This window comes from Virgibacillus flavescens, assembly GCF_050574275.1.
Classification (GTDB): Bacteria; Bacillota; Bacilli; order Bacillales; family Amphibacillaceae; genus Virgibacillus_F; species Virgibacillus_F flavescens.
This window is the reverse complement of sequence record NZ_CP192260.1, coordinates 1,018,102-1,039,666: the sequence shown is the minus strand read 5'-3', so window position 1 is coordinate 1,039,666 and position 21,565 is coordinate 1,018,102. Positions and strand designations below refer to the sequence as shown.

Here is a 21,565-nt window from a genome sequence, read left to right as displayed (position 1 = left end):
AACATTATATCAGAACCACGTGGTGAGTCAAGCCTTCTTTGATCATCCAAACAAGTAGAATAACTGTCGTTAACCTAATTTCTAATATCCCACTTGGGCTTGATGGATGGGGTATAGAAGCTATTTCGCTTCCCTCTGTTTTCCATGACTGTTTCACATAACTTATTGGCAGCATTTACCGTTGAAATTTGATTTATTTCAGCTTCTTTATAGACTTTTAAGATAACGTGATAAATTTCTTTCGTCTTCATCAGTACGCGTTCTTTATTCGGCCCATATAACTCGTCGGCAACTTGTATTAGGCCACCAGAGTTAATAATATAGTCTGGTGCGTACAGAATTCCTTTTTCAGCTAACTGAATTCCATGCTCTTCCGTCAGAAGCTGATTATTTGCGGAACCTGCGATGGCCCGTACTTTAAATTGCTTAATCGTTTCATCATTCACGATTCCCCCAAGCGCACAAGGAATAAATATATCTGCATCCTGTGAATAGATTTCGTCGCTTTGCACCGGCTGGACGGTTCCCATCGTCGTCTTTGCCCGCTCCTCTATTGCCTCTATGTTATGTTTGTTAATATCTGTTACATAAAGGTCAGCTCCTGCTTCAAGCAGTATTTCCGCTACTTTAAAACCGACTTTTCCAAGTCCCTGCACAGCATAAGTGACACCATGCAGTGCGTCGTTATCAAAAAGCTTTTTATTTGTCGCTCTTATACCATTTATGACCCCTTCGGCAGTTGGAATAGAAGAATCACCACTGCCTCCATAAGCTTCTGGAACACCTACAATATGATTCGTTTCTTTTTTTGCATAAATAAAATCGTCCATCGTTGTTCCCATATCTGTGCCTGTAAAGAAACGTCCCCCAAGCGATTCAACAAACTGACCAAACGCACGAAAAAGTTCAGGTGTTTTATCTGTAAGTGGATCACCAATAATGACAGCTTTTCCCCCACCAAAATCAACATCTGCAGCTGCACATTTATAACTCATCCCTTTTGATAAGCGAAGCACATCATTTAGCGCGGCATCCAAGCTGTTATATGGCTGCATGCGACATCCACCAAGTGCAGGGCCGAGCGTAGTGTTATGTATGGCGATAATCGCTCGCAGACCTGTTGTCTTATCATTGCAGAATACTACCTGTTCATGCTCATCCATTTTATCAAGTAATACAAAATCATCATTGACACTTGATTCTGTAATAAGACTCATAATAGTCCCTCCTTTCATCGAATACTTTTTGAACTGTAAAACCGGTTAAGGCGATAATTTTTTTTGAATCAATTCTTTTGGCAAAATTACTTGTTTGACCTCACCTTTACCAATTAATCCGTGTTCATTGTATGCTTCAACTTCTGTGATAACCTGTTCTTTCTTATACGCAGTAAGTGTCGCGGTTAATGTTACGTTTGAATGGAGCGGGGAGGGAGCTATATGTTTTAGCTGAACGGCGCCGCCCATCCCCTCTTCGTGTTCTTCCAGAAATGGAAGAATTATTTTTCGTGATACCCATTCCATGTGATAAACCATCGCGACGGTTGAGTATACGGGGTGGACAACTTTACCTTCAAAACTTGCAAACATATCTTCTGTGACTGTTATTTCGATTGATTCTGTTCTTCCTATTTCCATTCCAGCTTTCACGTTATTCACTCCCATCTGGTAAAATTGCTAGGTTTGATGCATCTCTAAGTCTCTCTGTGAAACAAGGGCGTCAGGCTTGGAACAATGACCTTTATAAAACAATAGTGTTTTACTACCTCAAATAATGCGAGGCAAGAGCTGGTTGTTTTCCGCTGCGGACCGTTGCTTTCCGCGGGCACGGCTTCAGTCTCCTCGAGAAAACCACTCTGCGGGGCCTTCAGACTCGTGCTGTTCCCGCAGGAGTCAACGGTCCTCCGCTTCAAACAACTGCCATAATTGTGAGAAATCCGTGCTGTTGATACATAAAATTGCTTTCTATTGTTTATCACAGCAGCACAGGAAAAACGTGGAGACCCCCTGTGGGAAGCTGAAGCCGTGCCCACGGAAAGCGTAGTATATTCGAAGATGCGATCGCAGATCCACTTTATGTTCTCCCACATGTAACTTTTTCATTGGTTTCTAAGACGGAGACGATGAGTCCTTATAATAGATTTGCAGATCGACTGATTTGTTCTTTTGCTTCATTCATCATGCTGGTCATTAATTCTTCCACACTGGGAATATGCTGGATTAGACCGGCAATTTGACCGCTGTTAACGAACCCTTTTTCCATATCGCCCTTCATGGCACCTAACACATGTTGTTCTTCTGAAGTTAACTCCCCGTATTGCTCAAGGGTCATTCCTTCTTTTTCCAGATTCATTAGTTTCGCTGCATAAGGGTTTTTCAAAATTCTTCTGATACGGCCCACTGGTCGACCAATAATAGTCGTTCCGGTATCTTCAGCTTCGATCAGTCGCTTCTTATAATCCTCATGAAATGGGGCTTCCTTCGTTGCGATGAAACGCGTTCCAATTTGCACGCCACTTGCGCCAAGCATAAGCGCTGCGGCTAATCCTTTTCCATCGCCAATTCCCCCTGCTGCAAGTACTGGTACACAAACGTTTTGAACGATCTGTGGAATTAAGGTAAATGTAGTCAATTCCAGGTGTGAATTAATTCCAGCCGCTTCAAACCCCTCAGCAACCAAGATATCCGCTCCAGCTTCTTCCGCTTTTTTGGCATGTTTAACCGATGCAACAAGCGTAATGACTCTAATATTGTGTTCATGAAGGACCGGAATAAAAGAAGACGGGTTGCCGGCCGAAAGTGTCACAACTGGCACATGATGCTTGATTACTAGCTCGATTAATTCTTTTGTATGTGGTGTAACGCTTATCGCAATATTTACAGCGAATGGCTTATCTGTGCATTGTTTTGTTTCCAGAATTATTTTCTCTACTTCATCTGGTGGCATCGTACCGCAGCCAATTGTTCCAAGACCGCCAGCTTCGGAAACAGCCGCTGCGAGTGGAGCATTACTGATGTTGCCCATACCACCCTGAATAATTGGAGAGGTAATGTTCAGTAGTTTACATACAGGGTTCATCCGCTTCCTCCTAACCTCGAAATCTATTTGCCTTTAAATTGCGGACTTCTCTTTTCGCTGAAGGCGTTCAGCGCTTCCAAGCGGTCCTCCGTTGGAATGATTAGTTCATATGCTTTTGATTCGATTGCAAGTCCTGTCTGTAAATCGGTATTCATTCCTTGTGTTATTGCATATTTCGCTTGTTTAACAGCAACAGGACCGTTATTCATCATAGAGACTGCTAACTGTTCACACGCCGTTAGAAGTCTATCCTTTTCAACAACCTTCAACAATATACCTAAATCCAGCGCTTCCTCAGCGGTAATCTTTTTAGCCGTAAGAATTAATTCTTTTGCTTTCATCTCGCCAACCAGTCGTGGCAGTCGCTGCGTTCCCCCAGCACCTGGAATGATTGCCCAACTTGTCTCGGTAAGACCCATTTTCGCGCCTTTGACGGCAATCGAAAAGTCACAGGCAATCATCCATTCAAATCCACCACCAAATGCATAGCCGTTAACTGCAGCAATCGTTGGCTGTGGTAAATCTGCAATACTATTAAAAACACTTCTGATCGCTTTAACGTTGCGTCGGACTTCTGTATCCCCAAGCGTTTTTCTTTCTTTCAAATCAGCTCCAGCACTAAATGCCTTATCTCCTGCCCCTGTAAAAATAACCACGTTCACTTCCGGATCAAGATGAATTGCATCGGTGACAGCCTGGAGCTGACGCAGGGTTTCATAATTAAAACAGTTCAGCGCTAGTTCGCGGTTGACGGTAACGTATGCTATATTATTTTTTACTTCAAACAATACTTCTGGCACTTGCTTCACCTACTATTCTGTAACGTTCTCTACTATTGTTGCGATACCTTGGCCGACACCAACACACATCGTTGCTAGACCATATTTGGTCTGCTGTTTTTTCATTTCATGAATGAGCGTGGTTAGAATCCGAGCACCGCTTGCACCGAGTGGATGACCGAAAGCGATAGCTCCTCCGTTTACGTTAACCTTCTCTTCACTTAACGCTAGCTGACGCATGCATTCAATGGATTGGGAGGCAAAGGCTTCATTTAATTCCACAATCCCAATATCATCTGCCGATATATTCGCACGTCCCAGCGCTTTTTTTGTTGCATAAATTGGACCAAGGCCCATAATGGACGGCTCAAGACCAGCAGTAGCACTGACAACATATTTCACAAGTGGCTTGAGGTTTAGTTCCTTTGCCTTTTCTGCACTCATAACGAGCAAAGCAGAAGCACCATCATTAACGCCTGAGGCATTGCCGGCTGTAATGGTTCCACCACTAAAAATCGGCTTTAATTTTTCCAGTTTTTCAAGCGTTGAGTCTGGTCGAGGATGTTCATCTTGATCCACGACAATTTCATTTCCTTTACGGTCCTGATAAACAACCGGGACAATTTCATCAGCAAAACGATTTTCCTCCATAGCATGCTTTGCCCGCTGCTGACTTTGGAAAGCAAATTCATCCTGCTCCTTGCGTGTAATCGAAAATCGCTCGGCAACATTTTCTGCTGTTTGCGGCATCGTATCCGACCCATACATTTTTTCAAGCTTCTTATTGGTAAACCTCCAGCCGATCGTTGTGTCAAAAAGTTCCATGTTCCCGCGCGGAAATTCTTTATTGGGTTTAGCCATGACAAACGGGGCTCGTGTCATGCTTTCCGTCCCACCAGCAATATAAATATCTCCTTCACCAACTGCAATTGCCCGCGCTGCAGACATTACTGCGTCAAGCCCGGAACCACACAGCCGATTAATCGTTGACCCCGCTACTTCAACTGGTAAGCCTGCGAGCAACGCCGACATTCTGGCAACGTTTCGGTTATCTTCACCTGCCTGGTTGGCATTACCCAGGAGGACTTCTTCAATTTGGTCTACTGGTAAACCTGGATTCCGATCAACCAGTGCTTTTATTACAATCGCCCCAAGATCGTCCGGACGGATCTCTTTTAACGCCCCTTTATATCTGCCTATTGGAGTTCGGACAGCGTCTACAATAACTACTTCTCTCATTTCTCTACCAACTTATCTTCTGATGTATAATCATAAATACCTTTGCCTGACTTCCGACCTAGGCGTCCCGCTTTGACATATTGTTCAAGGAGCGGTGCTGGACGGTATTTTTCCCCGAGTGTTTCGTGTAAATACTTTAAGTTATTAAGCCGGGCATCTAATCCAACCAGGTCACCAAGCTCAAATGGTCCCATTGGATAGTTCAATCCAAGACGAATAGCCTTATCGATATCTTCAGCACTTGCGACACCCTCTTGCAGCATATGAAATGCTTCATTTCCAACAAGTGCACTAATACGGCTGGTAACAAAGCCTGGAAATTCATTTACTTCGACCGTTTCTTTTCCCATTTGTTCGGAAGCCTGTCGAATTATTTCTACGGTTTCATCGCTAGTTTCCAGCCCCTTTACAATTTCTACTAGCGGCATAACATGTACCGGATTAAAAAAATGCATGACTACAACTTGCGCTGGACGGCTTGAGTAGGATGCAAGTTCTGTTGGGCTGATGGTTGATGTATTTGAGGCAAAAATAGTATGTTTTGGCGCATGATTCTCAGCCATCTCCATCACTTTTTTCTTGATCTCACGTTTTTCCGGAACAGCTTCGATCAAAAGATCAGCAGTTTTGACAGTAGCTTCAAACTGTGTGGAAGTGTGCAGATTCGCTAACAGGCTTTGTGCTTGCTGCTCCGTCAACTTCCCCTTCTCTATCCCTTTGCGTGTCGTTTTTTCTGCATAGTTATTTGCTTCTATTAATTGTTCTTCTGCTATATCAACAAGCGTCGTGTGGAAACCAGCAAGGGCAGAAACATACGCGATGCCCCGCCCCATTACACCAGCTCCCATGACCGTAACGTTCTGGATTGTCATGTTCAGCCTTCCTTTCTTAATTCCCTGCAAAGTTTGGACTGCGTTTCTCTTTAAATGCCTGCATTCCCTCATAATGGTCATTTGATTTTCCCGCAATGCGCTGCGCCTGTGCTTCACTTTCAAGCATCTCGTCAAACGGCAGATGCATGCTGTCCATCATGTATCGTTTAATTAATGAAAAGGATTTCGTTGGCAGTGCTCCAATTTTTTCAGCAAATACTGTGGTCTTCTCTTCCCATTCCGATGCTTCAATTACTTCCGTTGCAAGGCCAACCTGGTAAGCTTCGGTTCCTTTAATTGGCTTACCCAGCACTGCAATTTCAAGTGCTTTCGCATACCCAATCAGCCTAGGAAGCATATACAAAAATCCCGAATCTGGTATTAAGCCAATGTTCATGAAGGCACTAACAAACTTCGTATCTGGCTGGACTAACCGAAAGTCAGCTGCAAGCGCCAGACTCATTCCAGCTCCTGCTGCAGTTCCATTTACAGCTGCGATAATTGGCTTAGATGTTTGTTTGATAGCTTTAACCATCGGATGGTAACGTCTGCGAAGAAACTCACCATGATCTGTGTTTTCGTCAACTCCTGCCAGATCCTCACCTGCGCAAAAAGCCTTACCACTGCCAGTTATCATGATGCATCTGACCGATTCGTCTTTATCTGCTGATTTTAATGCCTGGATAATTTCCTTGTTCATTGTTTCAGTGAAGGCATTATATGAATCTGGCCTGTTTAAATTAATCGATAAAACACCACTATTTTTCTCAGCAATAATTGTTTGAAATTCCATATTCCTTACACCCCTTTAAAAGAAGGACGCCGTTTTTCGATGAATGCTTTCATCCCTTCCTTTTGATCCTCTGAAGCAAAAGCAAGATAAAAGTTCTTGCGCTCCAGATTCATGCCGTCCGTTAACGATAAGTCACAAGCAGCATCGACCGCTTCTTTAATCAAATGCAGAGAAATTGGCGCTTGTTTTGCAAGTTGATTTGCCAGCCTAATCGATTCCTCTTCGACCAGTTCTGGTGCTACAACGCGGTTAATGACTCCGTCGTTTAACGCCTGCCGAGCGCTCATTGGGACACCCAGCCACAGCCATTCAAGCGCTTTTGTCCGACCCATTGCTCTCGTCAAAAACTGCGTGCCACCAGCACCAGGCATAATTCCAAGCGTTACTTCAGGAAAGCCGAACTTAGCATTTTCCGCAGCAACAATCAGGTCACAATGAAGTGCAAGCTCAAATCCTCCACCTAATGCAAAGCCGTTTACAGCTGCAATAGTAGGCTTCTTAATAAGTCTTAGGCGGTCCCATACTGCAAATGGATTTGCAAGTTCAAGCGATAATGCGGTTTCATCCGCCATTTCATCAATATCAGCACCAGCCGCAAACGCCTTTTCACTGCCATGCAGTAAAATTACACGCACCGATTCGTCATGATCATACGCTTCCATCTGTTCTACAATTTCAGTAACCATTTTTCTATTTAACGCATTAGCTACCTCAGGCCGATTGAGCTGTATCATTCCCACGTCGCCATTTTTCGTAACTTTTATATGTGTGTTAGTCATCAAGTTCTTCGCCAATCATAAGCGTGACAATGTCACCCGCAAATTTCATAACATCTTTTCCAGAAGCCTTTCCTTCATCAGTTTTCATAGCTGTTTGTAATGCTTCATGATCATCATAAAACATCTCACACATTAGATAGTAATCACTCTTGCCCATTGGAGAGCCGACAATTTTAGTTACTTTCATTTCTCGTAAACCAGGAATCTTCTTTGTGATTTCCGTATGTGTATTAAAATAATGTTCATCAAATGCTGCTTTGTCCTCCGGTTGTTTATATAAAGCGATTAGTTTCACCATATTAAAAAACTCCTTTTCTATTAAATTACTGACGCTCTTACTACTGGTTTCATAGCTTCAAATGGATTTTTACACGCCTTGCAGTACAAAATACTGCGGCAGGCTGTTGGTCCAAAAACATTGTCCATCGACGTATAATCCGATCCGCAGAACGGGCAGTCCACTGTCCATTCATCACCATGGCTGTAATTTTCAGGTGGCGGGGAAACGCCGTGCTTCCTTAACTGCACTTTTCCAACGTCCGTGATCGCGTCTGTTGACCAGATATGCTTATAGGAAAACTCAACATGACACTCGGTCACCCAGTCTAGCGCTTCGACTGCCTCTATTACATTTGCTTCGATAAAATCAAGTGCAGGACACCCAGCAAATGTGGGAATCATGGAGACAAACACCTTATTTTGCATAACCAATACATCGTGGACCATACCTAAGTCAAACACACTAACGGAAGGAAGTTCAGGGTCATCAACTGTTTTTAATACTTCATAAATTTCCGTACGCCTAATCTTATCGTTCATCGCTGCTGCCTCCTTTTGAAAAAACGTACAATGTTATGTGTTATTCGCGCGGTGCTTCATCATTTTCGCTCGTCGATTAGTGGGAATCGCGCGCACTCACCCGTAGATCGCGCATCGTGATTGCGAATTCGCGCACGCTTGCTAGAGATTCGCGCATAGCCTTCCTGGAATCGCGCACTGGCATTGGCGCGCGATTTCCCACCTGTTCTGCGCGAAATTCTCATGCTGGCGCGCGAAGTGACTAAGGTGTCGCTCGAATTTCTCGTTTTGTGCGCGATATTCACATGCCGATGCGCGGAATTCAGTAGTTTACGCGCGATTACCAGGTTGCATTCTTATCGGTTGCATACACCTCGGAAAGAATCCCTAATGCTTGCGTCAAATCCTCTGTATGTTCACCGCTGCGGCCACTCCCTGCCTTTTTATTCAGCGGGAATTCAGGCACAGAAGTTAACATTCCTTCCACTTCCTCAAACCACTTCTGCTTCATGTAATCTTTACCAGGGCATAATTCATGTTTTTCCATTTCTTGTGCATATGGGCCAAGCTCCAGCACGTCTTCGAATTCATTCCACGCTTCTTCTATACGAAATTGAATGCGTGTTTGCGCGTCTTCTGTTGCTGCTTGTAATTGTTTAATCCAGATTCGCCAATGCGACAGATGATACGGCTGCTCCATTAATACCTTCTGTGCAGCGTTTGCAAGTGGCGTGTAAGAGCTTGCCGTAAGCGCTTCCAATTTTACTTTCTTAAAAACTTCGTAAAAATACTGCCGAACAACTGTTAATGCCCAGTCATAATAAGGATCTTCAAGATAAGAGCCATCTCCATTTTTCTTCTCAAAATAAACAGCATTTTTCCGTTCACTCGACACCCGTTCATGTGCAAGTACATCTGCTTCACCTTCACCAAGTTCCTCAAGAAGGTTATAGTATAGAGTTGCGTGGCCCATCGTATTTTGCGTAATGGATGAAAAAGCTACATCTTCTTCTACATGCGGCGCCAGACCTAACCACTCTGATCCTCGGAACGAAACAATAAAATCATCGTCTGCCAATTGGTAAAGTAAATCAGTCAATGCCTTATAATAAGTTGGGTTTTCCTTTGCCTGTTCTGCATTTTCTATTGTTGTCATCGCTTTTTCACCTCTTTCCAGGACATGATTTCTGTTTCGTCCAGCATACCTTGTTCTTTTTCTTTCCACTTCTGCCTCAAATAGCCGTAGCCTTTCGTTGTTCGATAATCCTTATTATCAATCCGCTGTGTCCACTGCTGGCGTTCCTCACTTGAAAGGGAACGAATATTACTCCGCTCGACAACCCATACATCCAGTATTTCTTCCCGACGCATAAAGTTTTCAAGCGCCATATTTAACGCCATTTCTTCGTTAGGCGCGAGCAGGCTGAACTGATGCTGAATTGGTGCTTTCACACTTTTTTTGCTGAACACTTCATATTCTTTATAAAAATTAGCTTCCTTCTTATCCGCCATTCGTTTCTACCTCCTGTTCCGCTTATGATCCAACCGGTTCCTGTGCTAACGCCTGCCTCACCCATTGGTTGTTCTCGTATGCAATTCTTCTTAGTTTTAAGCGATCTTTTGATTTTGGCCCATTATTTTTAATAATCTGCTTGAACTTATCCCAATCTGGCTGCTGGTAAATCCATTCTTCTTTTTCCTTATCATAATGAATCGTTTCGTCTGGAATTGTTAACCCTAGCGAAAATACACGCGGAAGGTACTTATCCAAAAATGCCTGGCGTAATTCTTCGTTTGAACTTTTACGGATACGGTATTTTTTCATTACATCCTGTTTCGATGACCCCGTCGTTGCTGCTGAACTTGGTCCAAAGAACATCAATATTGGTTCCCACCAGCGGTCTAAAGAGTCCTGCAGGATAGCTCGTTGATCTTCCGTTCCTTCAGCAAGTGCCATAATAATTGATTCTCCATGCTGTGCGTGGAAAACCTCTTCCTTACAAATTCTCTGTAATGCCCGTTGATAAGGACCGTATGATGCATCCAGCATATTGGTCTGTGAAATAATTGCCGCTCCGTCAACCAGCCAGCCAACCATTCCAGCATCTGCCCACGTCTTCGTCGGCATGTGAAAAACATTATGAAACTTCAAATCTCCTGTTAAGAGATCCTGCATTAAATCATCTCTATTTCGGCCGTAAGGTTTCATTAAATCTTCTGTCACGCGCAGCAGAAGCTGTCCATGTCCCATTTCGTCCTGAACCTTGGCCATGATTCCTAGTTTCCGTTTTAACGTTGGTGCTTTCGGTGTCCATTCTTTTTCAGGCAGCGCACCCATAATCTCACTGATACCATGCATGGAAATGAGCTTAATAAGTGATTTGCGGTACTCTTCTGGCATCCAATCATCGGCCTCTATCTTTTCTCCAGCTTCAATTCGATCCATAAACTTGGCATACTTTTCTTCGTCTTCCATATACGCCGTTGTAACCGAGTCCGAGTCCTCAACAAAGTTGTACATCATATCATCTCCTTATCACGTTTATATAACGTCAGTATACCAAACTGTCATACTGTTATCAATAACATAATTTTTACATTATTTTAAAATTAATTTATACAATCCAACTTTCACAGACTGAAAAGTGTTTGCGCTTGCTAAAATAATGGAATAAGCTGCACAAAATCTTTATACTGCGACGTAACAATGTATCAGCAACGAGATTTCCACGGATGGCAGTCGCTTTCCGTGGGCGGCTGGTGAGCCTCCTCGTGCTAAAGCACTCCGGGGTCTCACCGATGCCTGTCCTCCCACAGGAGTCGACTGCCATCCGCTCCAATCTCTTGACTAAATGTGGATGTCGAGGATTTATTAACTGCACACCTTATAACACGAATATTTCAATATGCTTTGGTTTTATTAATTAAAGACATAAACAGCTTTACCAGTCCAGGTGAGTGGAGGGTGGTGACTCTTGCGGGAACAGCACGAGTCTGAAGGCCACGCAGAAAAAAATTCTTAAGAGGAGGGCCAACTAAAAGCGTCCTTTGCGGACAACGTTGGCATACACCTTGTCGGGGCAAGGAGACTGAAGCCGTGCCCGCGGAAAGCATCCGTCCACAACGATTCCGGGGCGGCAGCTATGGAAGCAAACTAAAAATTACGTCGCAGTTTATATCAACTACGCAATGTAATTGGTAGAACATATTTCAATTTCTACAAGAACTATAGTTTATTGAATATCTATCTGCGAAAGTTGAGATATAAGTAGACGTTTTTATAAAATATAGTACAATATTTAACAGAATGATTTACAGAAAGGAATACAAATGGAAAAATTATTTAATACGCGATCAATGATTTTCACACTATATGGCGATTATATCAGCCGTTATGGCAACGTTATCTGGATAGGCAGTTTAATTCGGTTACTAAAAGAATTCGGACATAATGAACAGTCCGTTCGTGCAGCCATTTCTCGGATGAGCAAACAGGGATGGGTTGAGTCAGAAAAAAAAGGCAACAAAAGCTATTATTCCCTGACAAATCGGGGTAAAGCACGGATGAACGAAGCGTCCAAACGGATATATAAAGAGGATTCACCTGAATGGGACGGGCTCTGGAGAATGCTTATCTACACAATTCCAGAAGAAAAACGTCATCTGCGGGATGACTTAAGGCAGGAATTGGTCTGGAGTGGATTTGGCGCTTTATCTACAGGCTGCTGGATTACCCCGAACCCTATCGAAAAGCAGGTCGAGGATTTAATTGAGAAATATGAGGTTGGACCCTACGTAAACTTTTTTCGTGCGTCACACGAGGGGATGAGTGATAACGCGGGATTAGTCGAAAAATGCTGGGATATGGATACAATTAATGAACGATACGCTGCATTTATCGAGGAATATAAAAAGGATTTACTTGCGGATAAAGCAAAAATTGCAAATGAGGACATGAGCGATGGAAGCTGTTTCGTAAAACGGGCATTACTTGTTCATCACTACCGGAAATTTTTGTTCATAGATCCAAGCCTGCCAAGAGAGCTGCTACCGGAAAAATGGATTGGCGATGCGGCGGCTGAGCTGTTCACTGAGTACTATCGAATCCTCGAAAAGCCAGCGATTCGGTTCTTTGAATCCGTATTTGATCTGGGTTAATGAAACAAGCACATGGCTCATAAACCGTGTGCTTGTTTTTTGTCTATTCTATTCTTTCCAGAATTTCCTTGTTCTTAAATTCCTGTCCTTTTTCTGCGTATGTACGGATGGTTTCTTCGATCATTTCCATATCTTTGTCTGTTAATTCCCGCACTACTTTTCCAGGAGACCCCAGCACAAGCGAGCGTGGTGGGATGATTTTTCCTGGTGGCACAAGACTGTTTGCCCCTACTATTGAATATTCACCAATCTCTGCGCCATCAAGGACGGTAGCGCCCATACCTACTAAACAGCCTTTTCTTAAGGTACATCCATGGATAATCGCATTATGTCCAATGGAGACGTCGTCCTCAAGCGTTAATGGGTATTTTTCATAGAGGTGGCAAACGGAGTTATCCTGGATATTGCATCGTTCGCCAATTCGAATTGGACCCTCATCGCCCCTAAGTACAACATTAAACAAAATGGTTGAATATGCGCCAATTTCCACGTCACCAATTACGGTAGCATCCTCTGCCACAAATGAAGTCTCGTGAATGTGTGGTGATTGCTCTTTATATCGGTATATCATAGAATGTAGTCCCCTTTACTAGATTGTTAGTTTCGTTCGCTGGTCTACAATGCGGACTGCTTTTCCTTCTGATCTCGGTATGGATTTTGGTGCTAAAACATTTACGTCAATTGAAACCAGACATTCGCCTTTAATTAAATCCTGAATTCGTCGTTTTAATTCTAGTACCTTGGTATGTTCCTGACTGCGCCCACACGCTTCGAAAGTTGCCTCTGTTAATTCAACATGCAATTCCACGGTATCCATAAATCCATCTTTCTTTAAATAAACCTGATAATGCGGGGCAAGTTCATTTACCTGCAGTAAACACCGTTCCATTTCTGATGGGAAAACATTAACCCCACGAACAATCAGCATATCGCCGATTCGCCCTTTAATTCGTGACATTCGTACGGTAGTTCTTCCACACCCGCACTTTTCCCGATTAATGGACGCTATATCACCGGTTCGATAGCGTATAATAGGAAAGGCTTCTTTTGTTAGACTTGTAAATACGAGTTCGCCATATTCACCATCAGGAAGCGGCTGCATCGTATCTGGATCGATAACTTCTACAAAAAAATGATCCTCCTGAATGTGGAGTCCGTTTTGTTCTTCTTTGCATTCAATCGCAACCCCTGGTCCGACAACTTCACTCAGCCCATAAATGTCCACTGCTTTAATGTCTAACTTCTCTTCTAATGTTGCTCTCATTTCATTTGACCATGGTTCGGCACCGAATATCCCATATTTCAAGGTGGTTGCCCGAGGGTTCTTCCCGTCTTCTTCCATTTGCTCAGCAATTCGCAGGGCATAGGAAGGAGTTGCGCATATTACTTTTGGTTTAAAATCCTCAATCAGCATAATTTGTCGTTTCGTATTTCCGCCAGACACCGGAACAGTTGTAATTCCAAGTTTCTCGCCGCCATGATGAAGACCAAGTCCACCAGTAAACAGTCCATAGCCGTATGCATTATGCATGACATCGCTGGCTTTACCACCCGCAGCAGCGATCGATCGTGCAATAATTTCTGCCCAATCACCTATATCTTTTCTGGTATACCCGACTACTGTTGGCTTACCACTCGTTCCTGATGAAGCATGCAAACGGATAATATCTTCCATAGGCGAAGCAAAAAGTCCATACGGATAATGGTTTCTTAAATCTGCCTTCTCTGTAAACGGCAACTTCTTGATATCTTCTAATGTTTGTATATCCTCGGGTTCAATTTCCATTTCACTGAATCTATCTCTGTAAAACGGAACATGATTGTCCACCCTTCGAACAGTATACTGCAGCCTCGCAAGCTGTAACTCTTTCATTTTGTCACTCGACAACGTTTCCATTTCTTCATTGAAAATCATACCAAATCCCCCCCTGTCAGGCTATTTAACGGCTGATCTCATAACGTAAACATTATTTATCGTTTAAAATTCGTTATCCAAAATAATAGCGCTTACATTTAGAAATGTCAATTATCTGAAAAGTTCCAACCGCTCTTTTTCCGGTCTTTTGTTAATCGCTCGCTTTTATCGAAGGTGTACCTTAGCTTATCGTTCTCGCCTTTTACTTATCGATGGCGCGATTCAGCATATCACGCTCGGAAAAAATTTATCCATCTCGTCAAAAATAATATCGTTCCCGAAACGAAATTTATCGATATCCAGCTCAATCGCTATTTAAATACTCAACAATTATAAAAGCCCATTAAAAAAACCGAATCTTCATTGGAAGAGTCGGCCGATCTGGTTATTTGATTCTAACTTCATACCATTCTTTTTTCAACGTGTTTGTGTTAGTCTTTGGTAATTTTTTTACTCTTGATTTAGGGAACTTCAGTCGAACGTAAGTAAGTTCAGCGTTGGTTAAGCGCAATTCTCGGACACATGTACCATCCTTAAAGGAGTCAGCCAAAAATTCATCAAACCTCTTATCGCCCCGAAGACTCATCCATCATTCCCCCTACGTGAAGTTATACAACCCTAGTACTTTTTTTTACTCTTTTTCCAGATTGAATAATAGATTGTTCAACCAATACCTGCATGGCATCGACTGTATAGTGACTAGCTCCGTCACTTACTGGGATGCATGATAGTTCTGTACAGCCCAGAATGACACATGTGCAGCCTTCTTTAAAAACAAGTTCGTTGATAATACGATCCAGTTCACTCGGGTCCACTGGTTCATCTGCTTTAAACTGATAGATAATCTGCATAACCTTAGCTTGGATGGCCTGATTTGGAATAAATGATTCCATATCAAATTTCTGACAGCCTTTTTGATAGATGCCAGTATTAATAGTGCCGTTTGTGGCAAGAACTCCTACTTTGGCATTTGGACCGTATGATTCACTTATATACTTTGACGTTTCATCAATCATATTAATTATGTTTATGCTGGTCATCGCCTGCATAGTATCATAAAAATAGTGCGACGTATTACAAGGGATGGCAATATTCGCAACATCCGTCTTTTCAAACAGCTCAAAGTCACTTTTCACAGCCTTTAAGAACGGCTCTACATTGCCATTTAAAATTGCAGCAGTTCGATCAGGAGCTGAGGCGTGGTTTAAAATCAGCATGTCCAAATGGTCCTGATCTTTTTTGGCTAATGTATTTTCAATAATTCTTTCAAAAAACAATGACGTGGCCATCGGGCCCATGCCACCTAAGACACCTAACTTTTTCTGTTCCATATGTTAACCACCTACTTTATCACGTGTATATTCTATATGATTTTCGATAGAAACAATCATTATCTGGTGGTTATTGGCTTATAACTGCACAAATTGTTTCTTTTTCTTTAATGCTTCTAACGCAATATCGGTTTCATTAAACGGTACTTCTTTGTCACCAATTGCCTGTGTTGTTTCATGACCTTTACCTGCGATAAGAATTGCGTCACCCTTCTCACTCATCTTAATTGCATACTGAATTGCTGCTTCCCGCTCAAGTATTGCTTTATATTTTCCTTCAAATCGATTCATTGCTTCTGAAATTTCATTCACAATTAAAACAGGGTCATGATTTTTTGGATTATCCGATGTAACAACGGAGAAATCTGCATACTTGGACGCTATTCGACTCATTCCGATACGTTTTTCCCGTCCTTTATCACTAAAATCAGCATACACCCCAAATACGAGGATTAATCGCCCTTTTACGTAAGGTCGAATTGTCGTTAATGCTTTTTCCAGTGCATCCTCGGTATGGGAGAAATCGACAATAACTTTATAGTCTTTTTCTTTGTAAATTGTCTCAAGGCGTCCTTTGATACTCTCCACATTCTGAATACCACGCTGAATATCTTCAAGCGACACTCCGTTACAATATGCACATGCAATCGCTGCAAGGCTGTTATATACATAGATGGCACCTGGTATATTAACTGTTACTTTAATGCTTCCTGAAGGCGTGTTAACCGTATAGGTCGTCGCATCAAATGAGTAGTGAATATCTGTTGGATAAATATCAGCTTTATAATCGATACCAAACGTCACCAGTGTGGTGTCATAATTTTCAACTCGGTTAATTAACCTTCTTCCATAACTATCATCAACATTAATAATATTGAAGTCGTCGGTCAGGTCAAACAGTTCGGCCTTCGCTTCAAAATACTCATCCATGCTGTTGTGAAGTTCTAAATGATCAGGCGAGAGGTTTGTGAAAATCCCAGTATTAAATTTACTGTACGCCACGCGCCTTAGGTTTAAGGAGTGTGACGAAACTTCCATAATACAATTATCCACTTCTTCCTGTTTCATTTCAGAGAACGTGCGCTGCAGGTTAAGTGATTCAGGCGTTGTATTTTTATTTTTCACCAGTTTATTATTGATTATTGTACCGATCGTTCCAATTAATCCTATTGAATGTTCGGCCTGTTCAAAAATCGATTTTATAAAATACGACGTTGACGTTTTACCATTCGTTCCGGTAATTCCAATAACATTTAAGTCTTCCGTTGGATTATGGTAAAAATTAGCTGAAACCCGGGCGAGTGCATCCCGTGAATTAACCACTTTTAAAACCGTAACATCATGTTCTATTGGCATATCTTTTTCCAGAATAATTGTCGATGCGCCTTGTTCAATCGCTTTATCAATAAAATGATGCCCATCAACGGCAAAACCTGAAATTGCAACAAAGATACTATTATCCACAGCATCTCTGGAATCATAGGAAATTGCACTGATTTCCCTATTCAAATCCCCTTTGATGTTGTCATATTCCAGACCTTGTACGATAGAGGTTAATAACATTTTTTCAGCTCCTCATTTCAGACGTGCTTTCGCATCTAATTTGTATTAGCGTTTGTTATTTTTTGGGTTGTATACAGCCAACCTCTTCAGTTACTTCGAAAGGCTGGGAAATCTTTTATTAATCTTCGACTTTATAAAGGTCATTCCCGGCTTTGGATCATTCCAATCCCATATTGCATTGACCTTTGGACGTACAAGTGATTTTAGTACATTCCCAACAGAGAGCTGCCCGGTTTTTACATACTCTTTTACTGCTAGCATATCTTCATATCCATACCAAAAAGCAGTATTTGTATCAGATTGAATAGCTTTTGGTTCCAATGGATTGCCTGTTAGTTCCATGTACGTAATGTACGGCATATTAAGCCCGATTTCACTTAACATTTGATTAAAATTGGTTATGCGCGCATTAATCTCGATTAAATAATAATCGCCAGTCTGTGCGTCTTTCTTAAACTCGATTTCAGCAAAGCCTTTAAATCCTATTTCCTCTAAAAATTTAGAACCTATTTTATACAGCTCTGGTATATGTTTTTGTACAATATATACAGAAGCTCCAAAGTTAATCGGGTATTGACGATGTTTTTGGCAGGTTGCCCAGTGTGTCACTTTTGCATCCTGATTTAAATAAGCATCAAATGTATGCATATGGTTATCAAAACCTGGGATAATGCGTTGAACAATCACATCCAAATCAGCATCTTTTGCTTGCTGAAGTGCTTCGTCCAATTCTTCTCTCGAATGCACTTTAAACAGCTTTTTTCGGAATTTCGATACAAATGATGGTGAATCTGTTGGCTTTACAAGACATGGAAATTGAATAATTGAATCGATCTTTTCATAGAAATCCGGATCATCCACCTGGATCGTTTCAGGTACTTTCATTCCCTTTTCAATTGCCAGTTGATGTAACGTGTCTTTATTCATTACCTTTGTATATAGTCCCTGTTCGGTTTGTGGAATTAAATAATATTCTTTCAGCTCGTCCAACTTTGTGTCAATAACTTCTACATAGGAGTCATGACAAGGAATTAAGACTGGCTTTTCATCTTGTTTTTTTGCATAATCAATTAAAAATTTGATAAATGCATCGGAATCATTTTTATAGTGTGGTGCAATTAATTTCTCTGAGCAATATTTTGACTCGGCACCATATCTCTCTTCTTCCGTATAGTCAACAGCTACTGTGTGTATGTCATGAATTCCTAAACACTTAATAGCACTTAAACCAATATAATAATTGTTGCCTAAAATAACTGCTTTGTTTTTCATCCTATCTACTCCTTGAATATCACGTCGTTTAATACTAGTATACAATAAATTTCACCCTATGAATATAACAGAATCTCCAGCCCTATTATGACTTGCGAAGACGGTAAAATTTATAAAAGTTCTTAATTGTAACTTTTAAAACAGCGTACAGCGGTATAGCAATTAAAATCCCTACAAATCCGTATAGTGAACCTGCCACAACTAGCAGCAATATGATTGTTAGCGGATGAAGCTGCAGTCTTTTTCCGAACACAGCTGGCGATACTAGATTACCCTCTAATTGTTGGACAATCAGAAGTATGATCAGGACGTACAGCACCATTACTGGAGCCTGAATGAGGGCAATTAAGATAGCTGGCAGGACACCTAATGCAGGACCTATTAAAGGAACTACGGCTGTAATAACGACAAACATCGCAAGTATGATGGCATAATCCAGGTCAATAATCATATATCCGATATACATTAGAATTCCGTCAACCAGCCCCACTGTCAGCTGCCCAAGAATGTATGCAGCAAGCGTACTGTCAATGTCTTTTAAAATCCGCTTCCCCTCATCCGAATGCTTGCTTGGAATAAAGTTAAGAAGGTACGGGAGAAGCTTATGTCCATCCTTCAGGAAATAGAAAAGAATAAAAGGCACCAATATTAAGACAGTCGCGACACTTGTTATAGCGCCAATAATTGCAGTTAAATTATCTCCAATTTTTTTGGCAAGATCACTTAAATAGGTAATAGATTTCTGTTTAATCTCCTCGACTGACAGCATGCCGAAGTTATTTTCCTTAATTAATGATTTTGTTTGATCGATCGTATTCTCCACTTTTTGAGGAAACTGATTGGTTAGCTGTTGAACCTGATCACTAATTTTAGCACCTGCAAAATGAATAAATAAGAAGATTATTAAAGCAAAGAGTGCATAAACAGCTATAATCGCTAGCGATTTGTTCATATATTTCGGTCTGGCAAAAAAATTAACAACCGGTCTGAGTATGTAATAAAATAAGCCTGATATAATTATCGGGAAAAACAAAATAGCTATAAGCTTTTGAAATGGATTCAGAAAAAAATCTACTTTTCCCAGGAAAAAAATACAAAGTAAAACAATTAATATTCCTATCGCATATTTGAAAAACGAATGTCTAATCCACATGTTAGCACCTCTCAAGAATTATGTACTATCTATCCTTTACCTTTTTTAGCTATTTACTAAACAGATTTCCCCAAACTAAGGTCTTTAGACTGAATGAAAAAAAGGAAATTGGGACACCGTAACGATTGAAGGGGTGGGTACTATGGATCAATCTTGGATGTCATTAATACCTTTTTTAGTAGTAATCGTTTTATCCATGTGGCTAAAAAAAATATTACCTGGACTTGTTCTTGGCTTGCTTGTTGGTGCATTCCTGGTTGAAATGAACCCAATGTCCGGAGCGGAACAGACGATTGCATATATCATTAAAACATTAGCAGACGAAACCAACATTAAAATTATTGGCTTTTTATATTTATTTGGCGGGCTAGTCGGAATGATGACTATTTCAGGCGGAATTAAAGGATTTGCTGAGTGGATTGGCAAAAAAATCCATTCCGAACGTGGCTTATTAATATTAATCTGGCTAACGCTTCCTTTTACTTTTATGATGCCGATGTTTCGAATTATGATGATCGGGCCGGTTGTAAAATCAATTATGGAAAAAATGAAGTTGTCTAAGCAAAAAGTTGGGTTTACCATGGACGTTTCAACCGTTTCTGTAATTGTACTTTTACCTGTTGCTACGGCTTTTGTAGGATTTATGATTTCATTGGTGGAGAGCGGGATACAAAAACAGAACCTTAATGAATCAGCTTATGAAATCTTCTTATTAAGTATTCCATTTAACTTTTTTGCAATCACTATGCTGCTAATTGGACTTATTCGCACATTCTGGACGAGAGGTAAAAAGAAAGACGGAGGTGCTGAAAAAAAGGAACTTAAAAAAGAAGAGCACGACTTCCATACGCTCGGACGTAAGAAGGAGCTCTCTATGGTCAAAGCACAGCCTTGGAATTTAATTATTCCTTTATTTTTGCTGCTCAGCTTATCTCTGTTTCTTTTATGGTCTGACGGTGTAAAGAAGGGAGCCGAATCAGTATTCCAGGCGTTTTCCATGGCTGATGCAACATTCGTAATGCTCCTTGCAATCTTCATCACACTTGTCGTTACGTTTGTGTATTATATGCTGCGTCGTCAGTCATTGGACGAAACGATCTATCATTTTTTTGATGGAGGAAACCAGTTAATGCAAGCAATTATTCTGCTTGTTCTGGTTTGGTCTCTTTCACTCGTTGCAGAAGATTTAGGCTTTTCCAGTTTTATCAGCTCCACACTCGGAACTTTTCTTCCGAGTTTTACGATACCGGCAATAATATTCGCAATTGGCGCAGTGGTTGCCTACTTTATTGGTTCATCTTGGGGGACGTGGGGGTTATTTATGCCGCTTGGAATTACACTTGCTTCGGTTACTGGAGCTTCTTTGCCGATTACCGTTGGTGCTGTTTTCGCAAGCGGGTCATTTGGTGCACTTACTTCTCCGCTTGGCGATACTACGATTACCACAGCGTCTATTCTCGAAATGGATTTAGTGGAATATGCACGATATAAATTAAAAATTGCTTCATTAGGTGCTGGGATTGCAATTGTTCTCTACCTTACTGCAGGATTCTTCTTCTTGTAATTAGAGGAGAGGCAATAAACTGTAGTTCTTGCAGCACTTAAAAATATGTTACTTCACACGACTTACGAATATATCTATTCCTAAAACATTGCTGTTAGTTACTTTGGAACAGCGCGAGCTGAAGATCCCGGAGGAACAGCGGTTTTTGCATTCCGAGGAAGCTGAAGCTTGCCCACGGAAAGCGAAGTATATTCGAAGTTGCGAAAATAGATCCACCTATTTCGCATCACACGTAACTTTTTCTGTGATCACGAAACCGAACACAGACTAA

The 21,565-nt window shown here is 41.4% G+C and carries 22 protein-coding genes; 2 read left to right on the top strand and 20 right to left on the bottom strand.

What is annotated here, in order from left to right:
• Positions 1 to 74 precede the first annotated feature (74 nt).
• From VBD025_RS05160 to paaA, 13 genes are all read right to left on the bottom strand, one after another.
• A complete protein-coding gene (locus tag VBD025_RS05160) occupies positions 75 to 1,217 on the bottom strand; it encodes a Leu/Phe/Val dehydrogenase (RefSeq protein ID WP_430789935.1) in 1,143 nt (380 codons plus the stop codon).
• A 45-nt stretch (positions 1,218 to 1,262) separates the two neighbouring features.
• On the bottom strand, positions 1,263 to 1,649 hold the full coding sequence (locus VBD025_RS05155; protein WP_430789933.1) for a thioesterase family protein: 387 nt from the start codon (positions 1,647 to 1,649) through the stop codon (positions 1,263 to 1,265).
• Between the two features lie 481 nt (positions 1,650 to 2,130).
• Positions 2,131 to 3,078 carry an NAD(P)H-dependent flavin oxidoreductase gene (locus tag VBD025_RS05150; RefSeq protein ID WP_430789931.1) on the bottom strand — a complete coding sequence of 316 codons (948 nt, stop codon included), beginning with the start codon at positions 3,076 to 3,078 and terminating at the stop codon, positions 2,131 to 2,133.
• A gap of 23 nt (positions 3,079 to 3,101) precedes the next feature.
• Entirely contained in the window at positions 3,102 to 3,878 is a 777-nt protein-coding gene (locus tag VBD025_RS05145) for an enoyl-CoA hydratase-related protein (protein WP_430789929.1), read from the bottom strand.
• Between the two features lie 12 nt (positions 3,879 to 3,890).
• Positions 3,891 to 5,096, bottom strand: coding sequence for a thiolase family protein (locus VBD025_RS05140; protein WP_430789927.1), 1,206 nt, complete (start codon positions 5,094 to 5,096; stop codon positions 3,891 to 3,893).
• On the bottom strand, positions 5,093 to 5,968 hold the full coding sequence (locus VBD025_RS05135) for a 3-hydroxyacyl-CoA dehydrogenase (protein WP_430789925.1): 876 nt from the start codon (positions 5,966 to 5,968) through the stop codon (positions 5,093 to 5,095). The genes VBD025_RS05140 and VBD025_RS05135 overlap by 4 nt, the downstream gene beginning before the upstream one ends.
• 16 nt (positions 5,969 to 5,984) lie before the next feature.
• Positions 5,985 to 6,761 (bottom strand): enoyl-CoA hydratase/isomerase family protein, encoded by a 777-nt coding sequence (locus VBD025_RS05130; protein WP_430789923.1) that lies wholly within the window; start codon positions 6,759 to 6,761, stop codon positions 5,985 to 5,987.
• A gap of 5 nt (positions 6,762 to 6,766) precedes the next feature.
• Complete coding sequence (locus VBD025_RS05125) at positions 6,767 to 7,540, bottom strand: enoyl-CoA hydratase/isomerase family protein (protein WP_430789921.1); 774 nt, start codon at positions 7,538 to 7,540, stop codon at positions 6,767 to 6,769.
• Entirely contained in the window at positions 7,533 to 7,838 is a 306-nt protein-coding gene (locus tag VBD025_RS05120) for an EthD family reductase (RefSeq protein ID WP_430789919.1), read from the bottom strand. Before VBD025_RS05120 ends, VBD025_RS05125 begins: the two co-directional genes overlap by 8 nt.
• 20 nt (positions 7,839 to 7,858) lie before the next feature.
• Positions 7,859 to 8,359: a 1,2-phenylacetyl-CoA epoxidase subunit PaaD gene (gene paaD / locus VBD025_RS05115; RefSeq protein ID WP_430789917.1), complete on the bottom strand. Its 501-nt coding sequence runs from the start codon at positions 8,357 to 8,359 to the stop codon at positions 7,859 to 7,861.
• A gap of 319 nt (positions 8,360 to 8,678) precedes the next feature.
• Positions 8,679 to 9,494: a 1,2-phenylacetyl-CoA epoxidase subunit PaaC gene (gene paaC, locus VBD025_RS05110; RefSeq protein ID WP_430789915.1), complete on the bottom strand. Its 816-nt coding sequence runs from the start codon at positions 9,492 to 9,494 to the stop codon at positions 8,679 to 8,681.
• On the bottom strand, positions 9,491 to 9,850 hold the full coding sequence (paaB, locus tag VBD025_RS05105; RefSeq protein WP_430789913.1) for a 1,2-phenylacetyl-CoA epoxidase subunit PaaB: 360 nt from the start codon (positions 9,848 to 9,850) through the stop codon (positions 9,491 to 9,493). The genes paaC and paaB overlap by 4 nt, the downstream gene beginning before the upstream one ends.
• 22 nt (positions 9,851 to 9,872) lie before the next feature.
• Positions 9,873 to 10,859 (bottom strand): 1,2-phenylacetyl-CoA epoxidase subunit PaaA, encoded by a 987-nt coding sequence (paaA, locus tag VBD025_RS05100; RefSeq protein WP_430791278.1) that lies wholly within the window; start codon positions 10,857 to 10,859, stop codon positions 9,873 to 9,875.
• Positions 10,860 to 11,668: 809 nt separating this feature from the next.
• Here paaA and paaX point away from each other — a divergent pair.
• Entirely contained in the window at positions 11,669 to 12,496 is an 828-nt protein-coding gene (paaX, locus tag VBD025_RS05095; RefSeq protein ID WP_430789911.1) for a phenylacetic acid degradation operon negative regulatory protein PaaX, read from the top strand.
• Between the two features lie 43 nt (positions 12,497 to 12,539).
• Here paaX and VBD025_RS05090 read toward each other — a convergent pair whose 3' ends face one another.
• The 7 genes from VBD025_RS05090 to VBD025_RS05060 all read right to left on the bottom strand — a co-directional run bounded on the left by VBD025_RS05090 (position 12,540) and on the right by VBD025_RS05060 (position 19,730).
• The gene (locus VBD025_RS05090) at positions 12,540 to 13,067 is read right to left on the bottom strand and encodes a gamma carbonic anhydrase family protein (RefSeq protein WP_430789909.1); all 528 of its coding nucleotides are present in this window, start codon (positions 13,065 to 13,067) and stop codon (positions 12,540 to 12,542) included.
• An 18-nt stretch (positions 13,068 to 13,085) separates the two neighbouring features.
• Positions 13,086 to 14,411, bottom strand: a complete 1,326-nt coding sequence (locus tag VBD025_RS05085; protein WP_430789907.1) for a phenylacetate--CoA ligase family protein — start codon at positions 14,409 to 14,411, stop codon at positions 13,086 to 13,088.
• A gap of 385 nt (positions 14,412 to 14,796) precedes the next feature.
• A complete protein-coding gene (locus VBD025_RS05080; RefSeq protein WP_430789905.1) occupies positions 14,797 to 14,997 on the bottom strand; it encodes a hypothetical protein in 201 nt (66 codons plus the stop codon).
• A 22-nt stretch (positions 14,998 to 15,019) separates the two neighbouring features.
• A complete protein-coding gene (locus tag VBD025_RS05075; protein ID WP_430789903.1) occupies positions 15,020 to 15,742 on the bottom strand; it encodes an aspartate/glutamate racemase family protein in 723 nt (240 codons plus the stop codon).
• Positions 15,743 to 15,820: 78 nt separating this feature from the next.
• Positions 15,821 to 17,305, bottom strand: coding sequence for a UDP-N-acetylmuramoyl-L-alanyl-D-glutamate--2,6-diaminopimelate ligase (locus tag VBD025_RS05070; protein ID WP_430789901.1), 1,485 nt, complete (start codon positions 17,303 to 17,305; stop codon positions 15,821 to 15,823).
• A 90-nt stretch (positions 17,306 to 17,395) separates the two neighbouring features.
• Positions 17,396 to 18,577 carry a carboxylate--amine ligase gene (locus tag VBD025_RS05065; protein ID WP_430789899.1) on the bottom strand — a complete coding sequence of 394 codons (1,182 nt, stop codon included), beginning with the start codon at positions 18,575 to 18,577 and terminating at the stop codon, positions 17,396 to 17,398.
• An 85-nt stretch (positions 18,578 to 18,662) separates the two neighbouring features.
• Positions 18,663 to 19,730: an AI-2E family transporter gene (locus VBD025_RS05060; RefSeq protein WP_430789897.1), complete on the bottom strand. Its 1,068-nt coding sequence runs from the start codon at positions 19,728 to 19,730 to the stop codon at positions 18,663 to 18,665.
• A gap of 142 nt (positions 19,731 to 19,872) precedes the next feature.
• Here VBD025_RS05060 and VBD025_RS05055 point away from each other — a divergent pair, with 142 nt between their 5' ends.
• Positions 19,873 to 21,294: a Na+/H+ antiporter NhaC family protein gene (locus VBD025_RS05055; RefSeq protein WP_430789896.1), complete on the top strand. Its 1,422-nt coding sequence runs from the start codon at positions 19,873 to 19,875 to the stop codon at positions 21,292 to 21,294.
• The last annotated feature ends 271 nt before the right edge of the window (positions 21,295 to 21,565 follow it).

What these genes read in the sequence shown, in the direction of transcription:
- VBD025_RS05160 (WP_430789935.1), bottom strand. Translation starts at nt 1,217, where the DNA reads ATGAGTCTTATTACAGAATCAAGTGTCAATGATGATTTTGTATTACTT.
- VBD025_RS05150 (WP_430789931.1), bottom strand. Translation starts at nt 3,078, where the DNA reads ATGAACCCTGTATGTAAACTACTGAACATTACCTCTCCAATTATTCAG.
- VBD025_RS05140 (WP_430789927.1), bottom strand. Translation starts at nt 5,096, where the DNA reads ATGAGAGAAGTAGTTATTGTAGACGCTGTCCGAACTCCAATAGGCAGA.
- VBD025_RS05135 (WP_430789925.1), bottom strand. Translation starts at nt 5,968, where the DNA reads ATGACAATCCAGAACGTTACGGTCATGGGAGCTGGTGTAATGGGGCGG.
- VBD025_RS05130 (WP_430789923.1), bottom strand. Translation starts at nt 6,761, where the DNA reads ATGGAATTTCAAACAATTATTGCTGAGAAAAATAGTGGTGTTTTATCG.
- VBD025_RS05125 (WP_430789921.1), bottom strand. Translation starts at nt 7,540, where the DNA reads ATGACTAACACACATATAAAAGTTACGAAAAATGGCGACGTGGGAATG.
- VBD025_RS05120 (WP_430789919.1), bottom strand. Translation starts at nt 7,838, where the DNA reads ATGGTGAAACTAATCGCTTTATATAAACAACCGGAGGACAAAGCAGCA.
- paaD (WP_430789917.1), bottom strand. Translation starts at nt 8,359, where the DNA reads ATGAACGATAAGATTAGGCGTACGGAAATTTATGAAGTATTAAAAACA.
- paaC (WP_430789915.1), bottom strand. Translation starts at nt 9,494, where the DNA reads ATGACAACAATAGAAAATGCAGAACAGGCAAAGGAAAACCCAACTTAT.
- paaB (WP_430789913.1), bottom strand. Translation starts at nt 9,850, where the DNA reads ATGGCGGATAAGAAGGAAGCTAATTTTTATAAAGAATATGAAGTGTTC.
- paaA (WP_430791278.1), bottom strand. Translation starts at nt 10,859, where the DNA reads ATGTACAACTTTGTTGAGGACTCGGACTCGGTTACAACGGCGTATATG.
- paaX (WP_430789911.1), top strand. Translation starts at nt 11,669, where the DNA reads ATGGAAAAATTATTTAATACGCGATCAATGATTTTCACACTATATGGC.
- VBD025_RS05090 (WP_430789909.1), bottom strand. Translation starts at nt 13,067, where the DNA reads ATGATATACCGATATAAAGAGCAATCACCACACATTCACGAGACTTCA.
- VBD025_RS05085 (WP_430789907.1), bottom strand. Translation starts at nt 14,411, where the DNA reads ATGATTTTCAATGAAGAAATGGAAACGTTGTCGAGTGACAAAATGAAA.
- VBD025_RS05080 (WP_430789905.1), bottom strand. Translation starts at nt 14,997, where the DNA reads ATGAGTCTTCGGGGCGATAAGAGGTTTGATGAATTTTTGGCTGACTCC.
- VBD025_RS05075 (WP_430789903.1), bottom strand. Translation starts at nt 15,742, where the DNA reads ATGGAACAGAAAAAGTTAGGTGTCTTAGGTGGCATGGGCCCGATGGCC.
- VBD025_RS05070 (WP_430789901.1), bottom strand. Translation starts at nt 17,305, where the DNA reads ATGTTATTAACCTCTATCGTACAAGGTCTGGAATATGACAACATCAAA.
- VBD025_RS05065 (WP_430789899.1), bottom strand. Translation starts at nt 18,577, where the DNA reads ATGAAAAACAAAGCAGTTATTTTAGGCAACAATTATTATATTGGTTTA.
- VBD025_RS05060 (WP_430789897.1), bottom strand. Translation starts at nt 19,730, where the DNA reads ATGTGGATTAGACATTCGTTTTTCAAATATGCGATAGGAATATTAATT.
- VBD025_RS05055 (WP_430789896.1), top strand. Translation starts at nt 19,873, where the DNA reads ATGGATCAATCTTGGATGTCATTAATACCTTTTTTAGTAGTAATCGTT.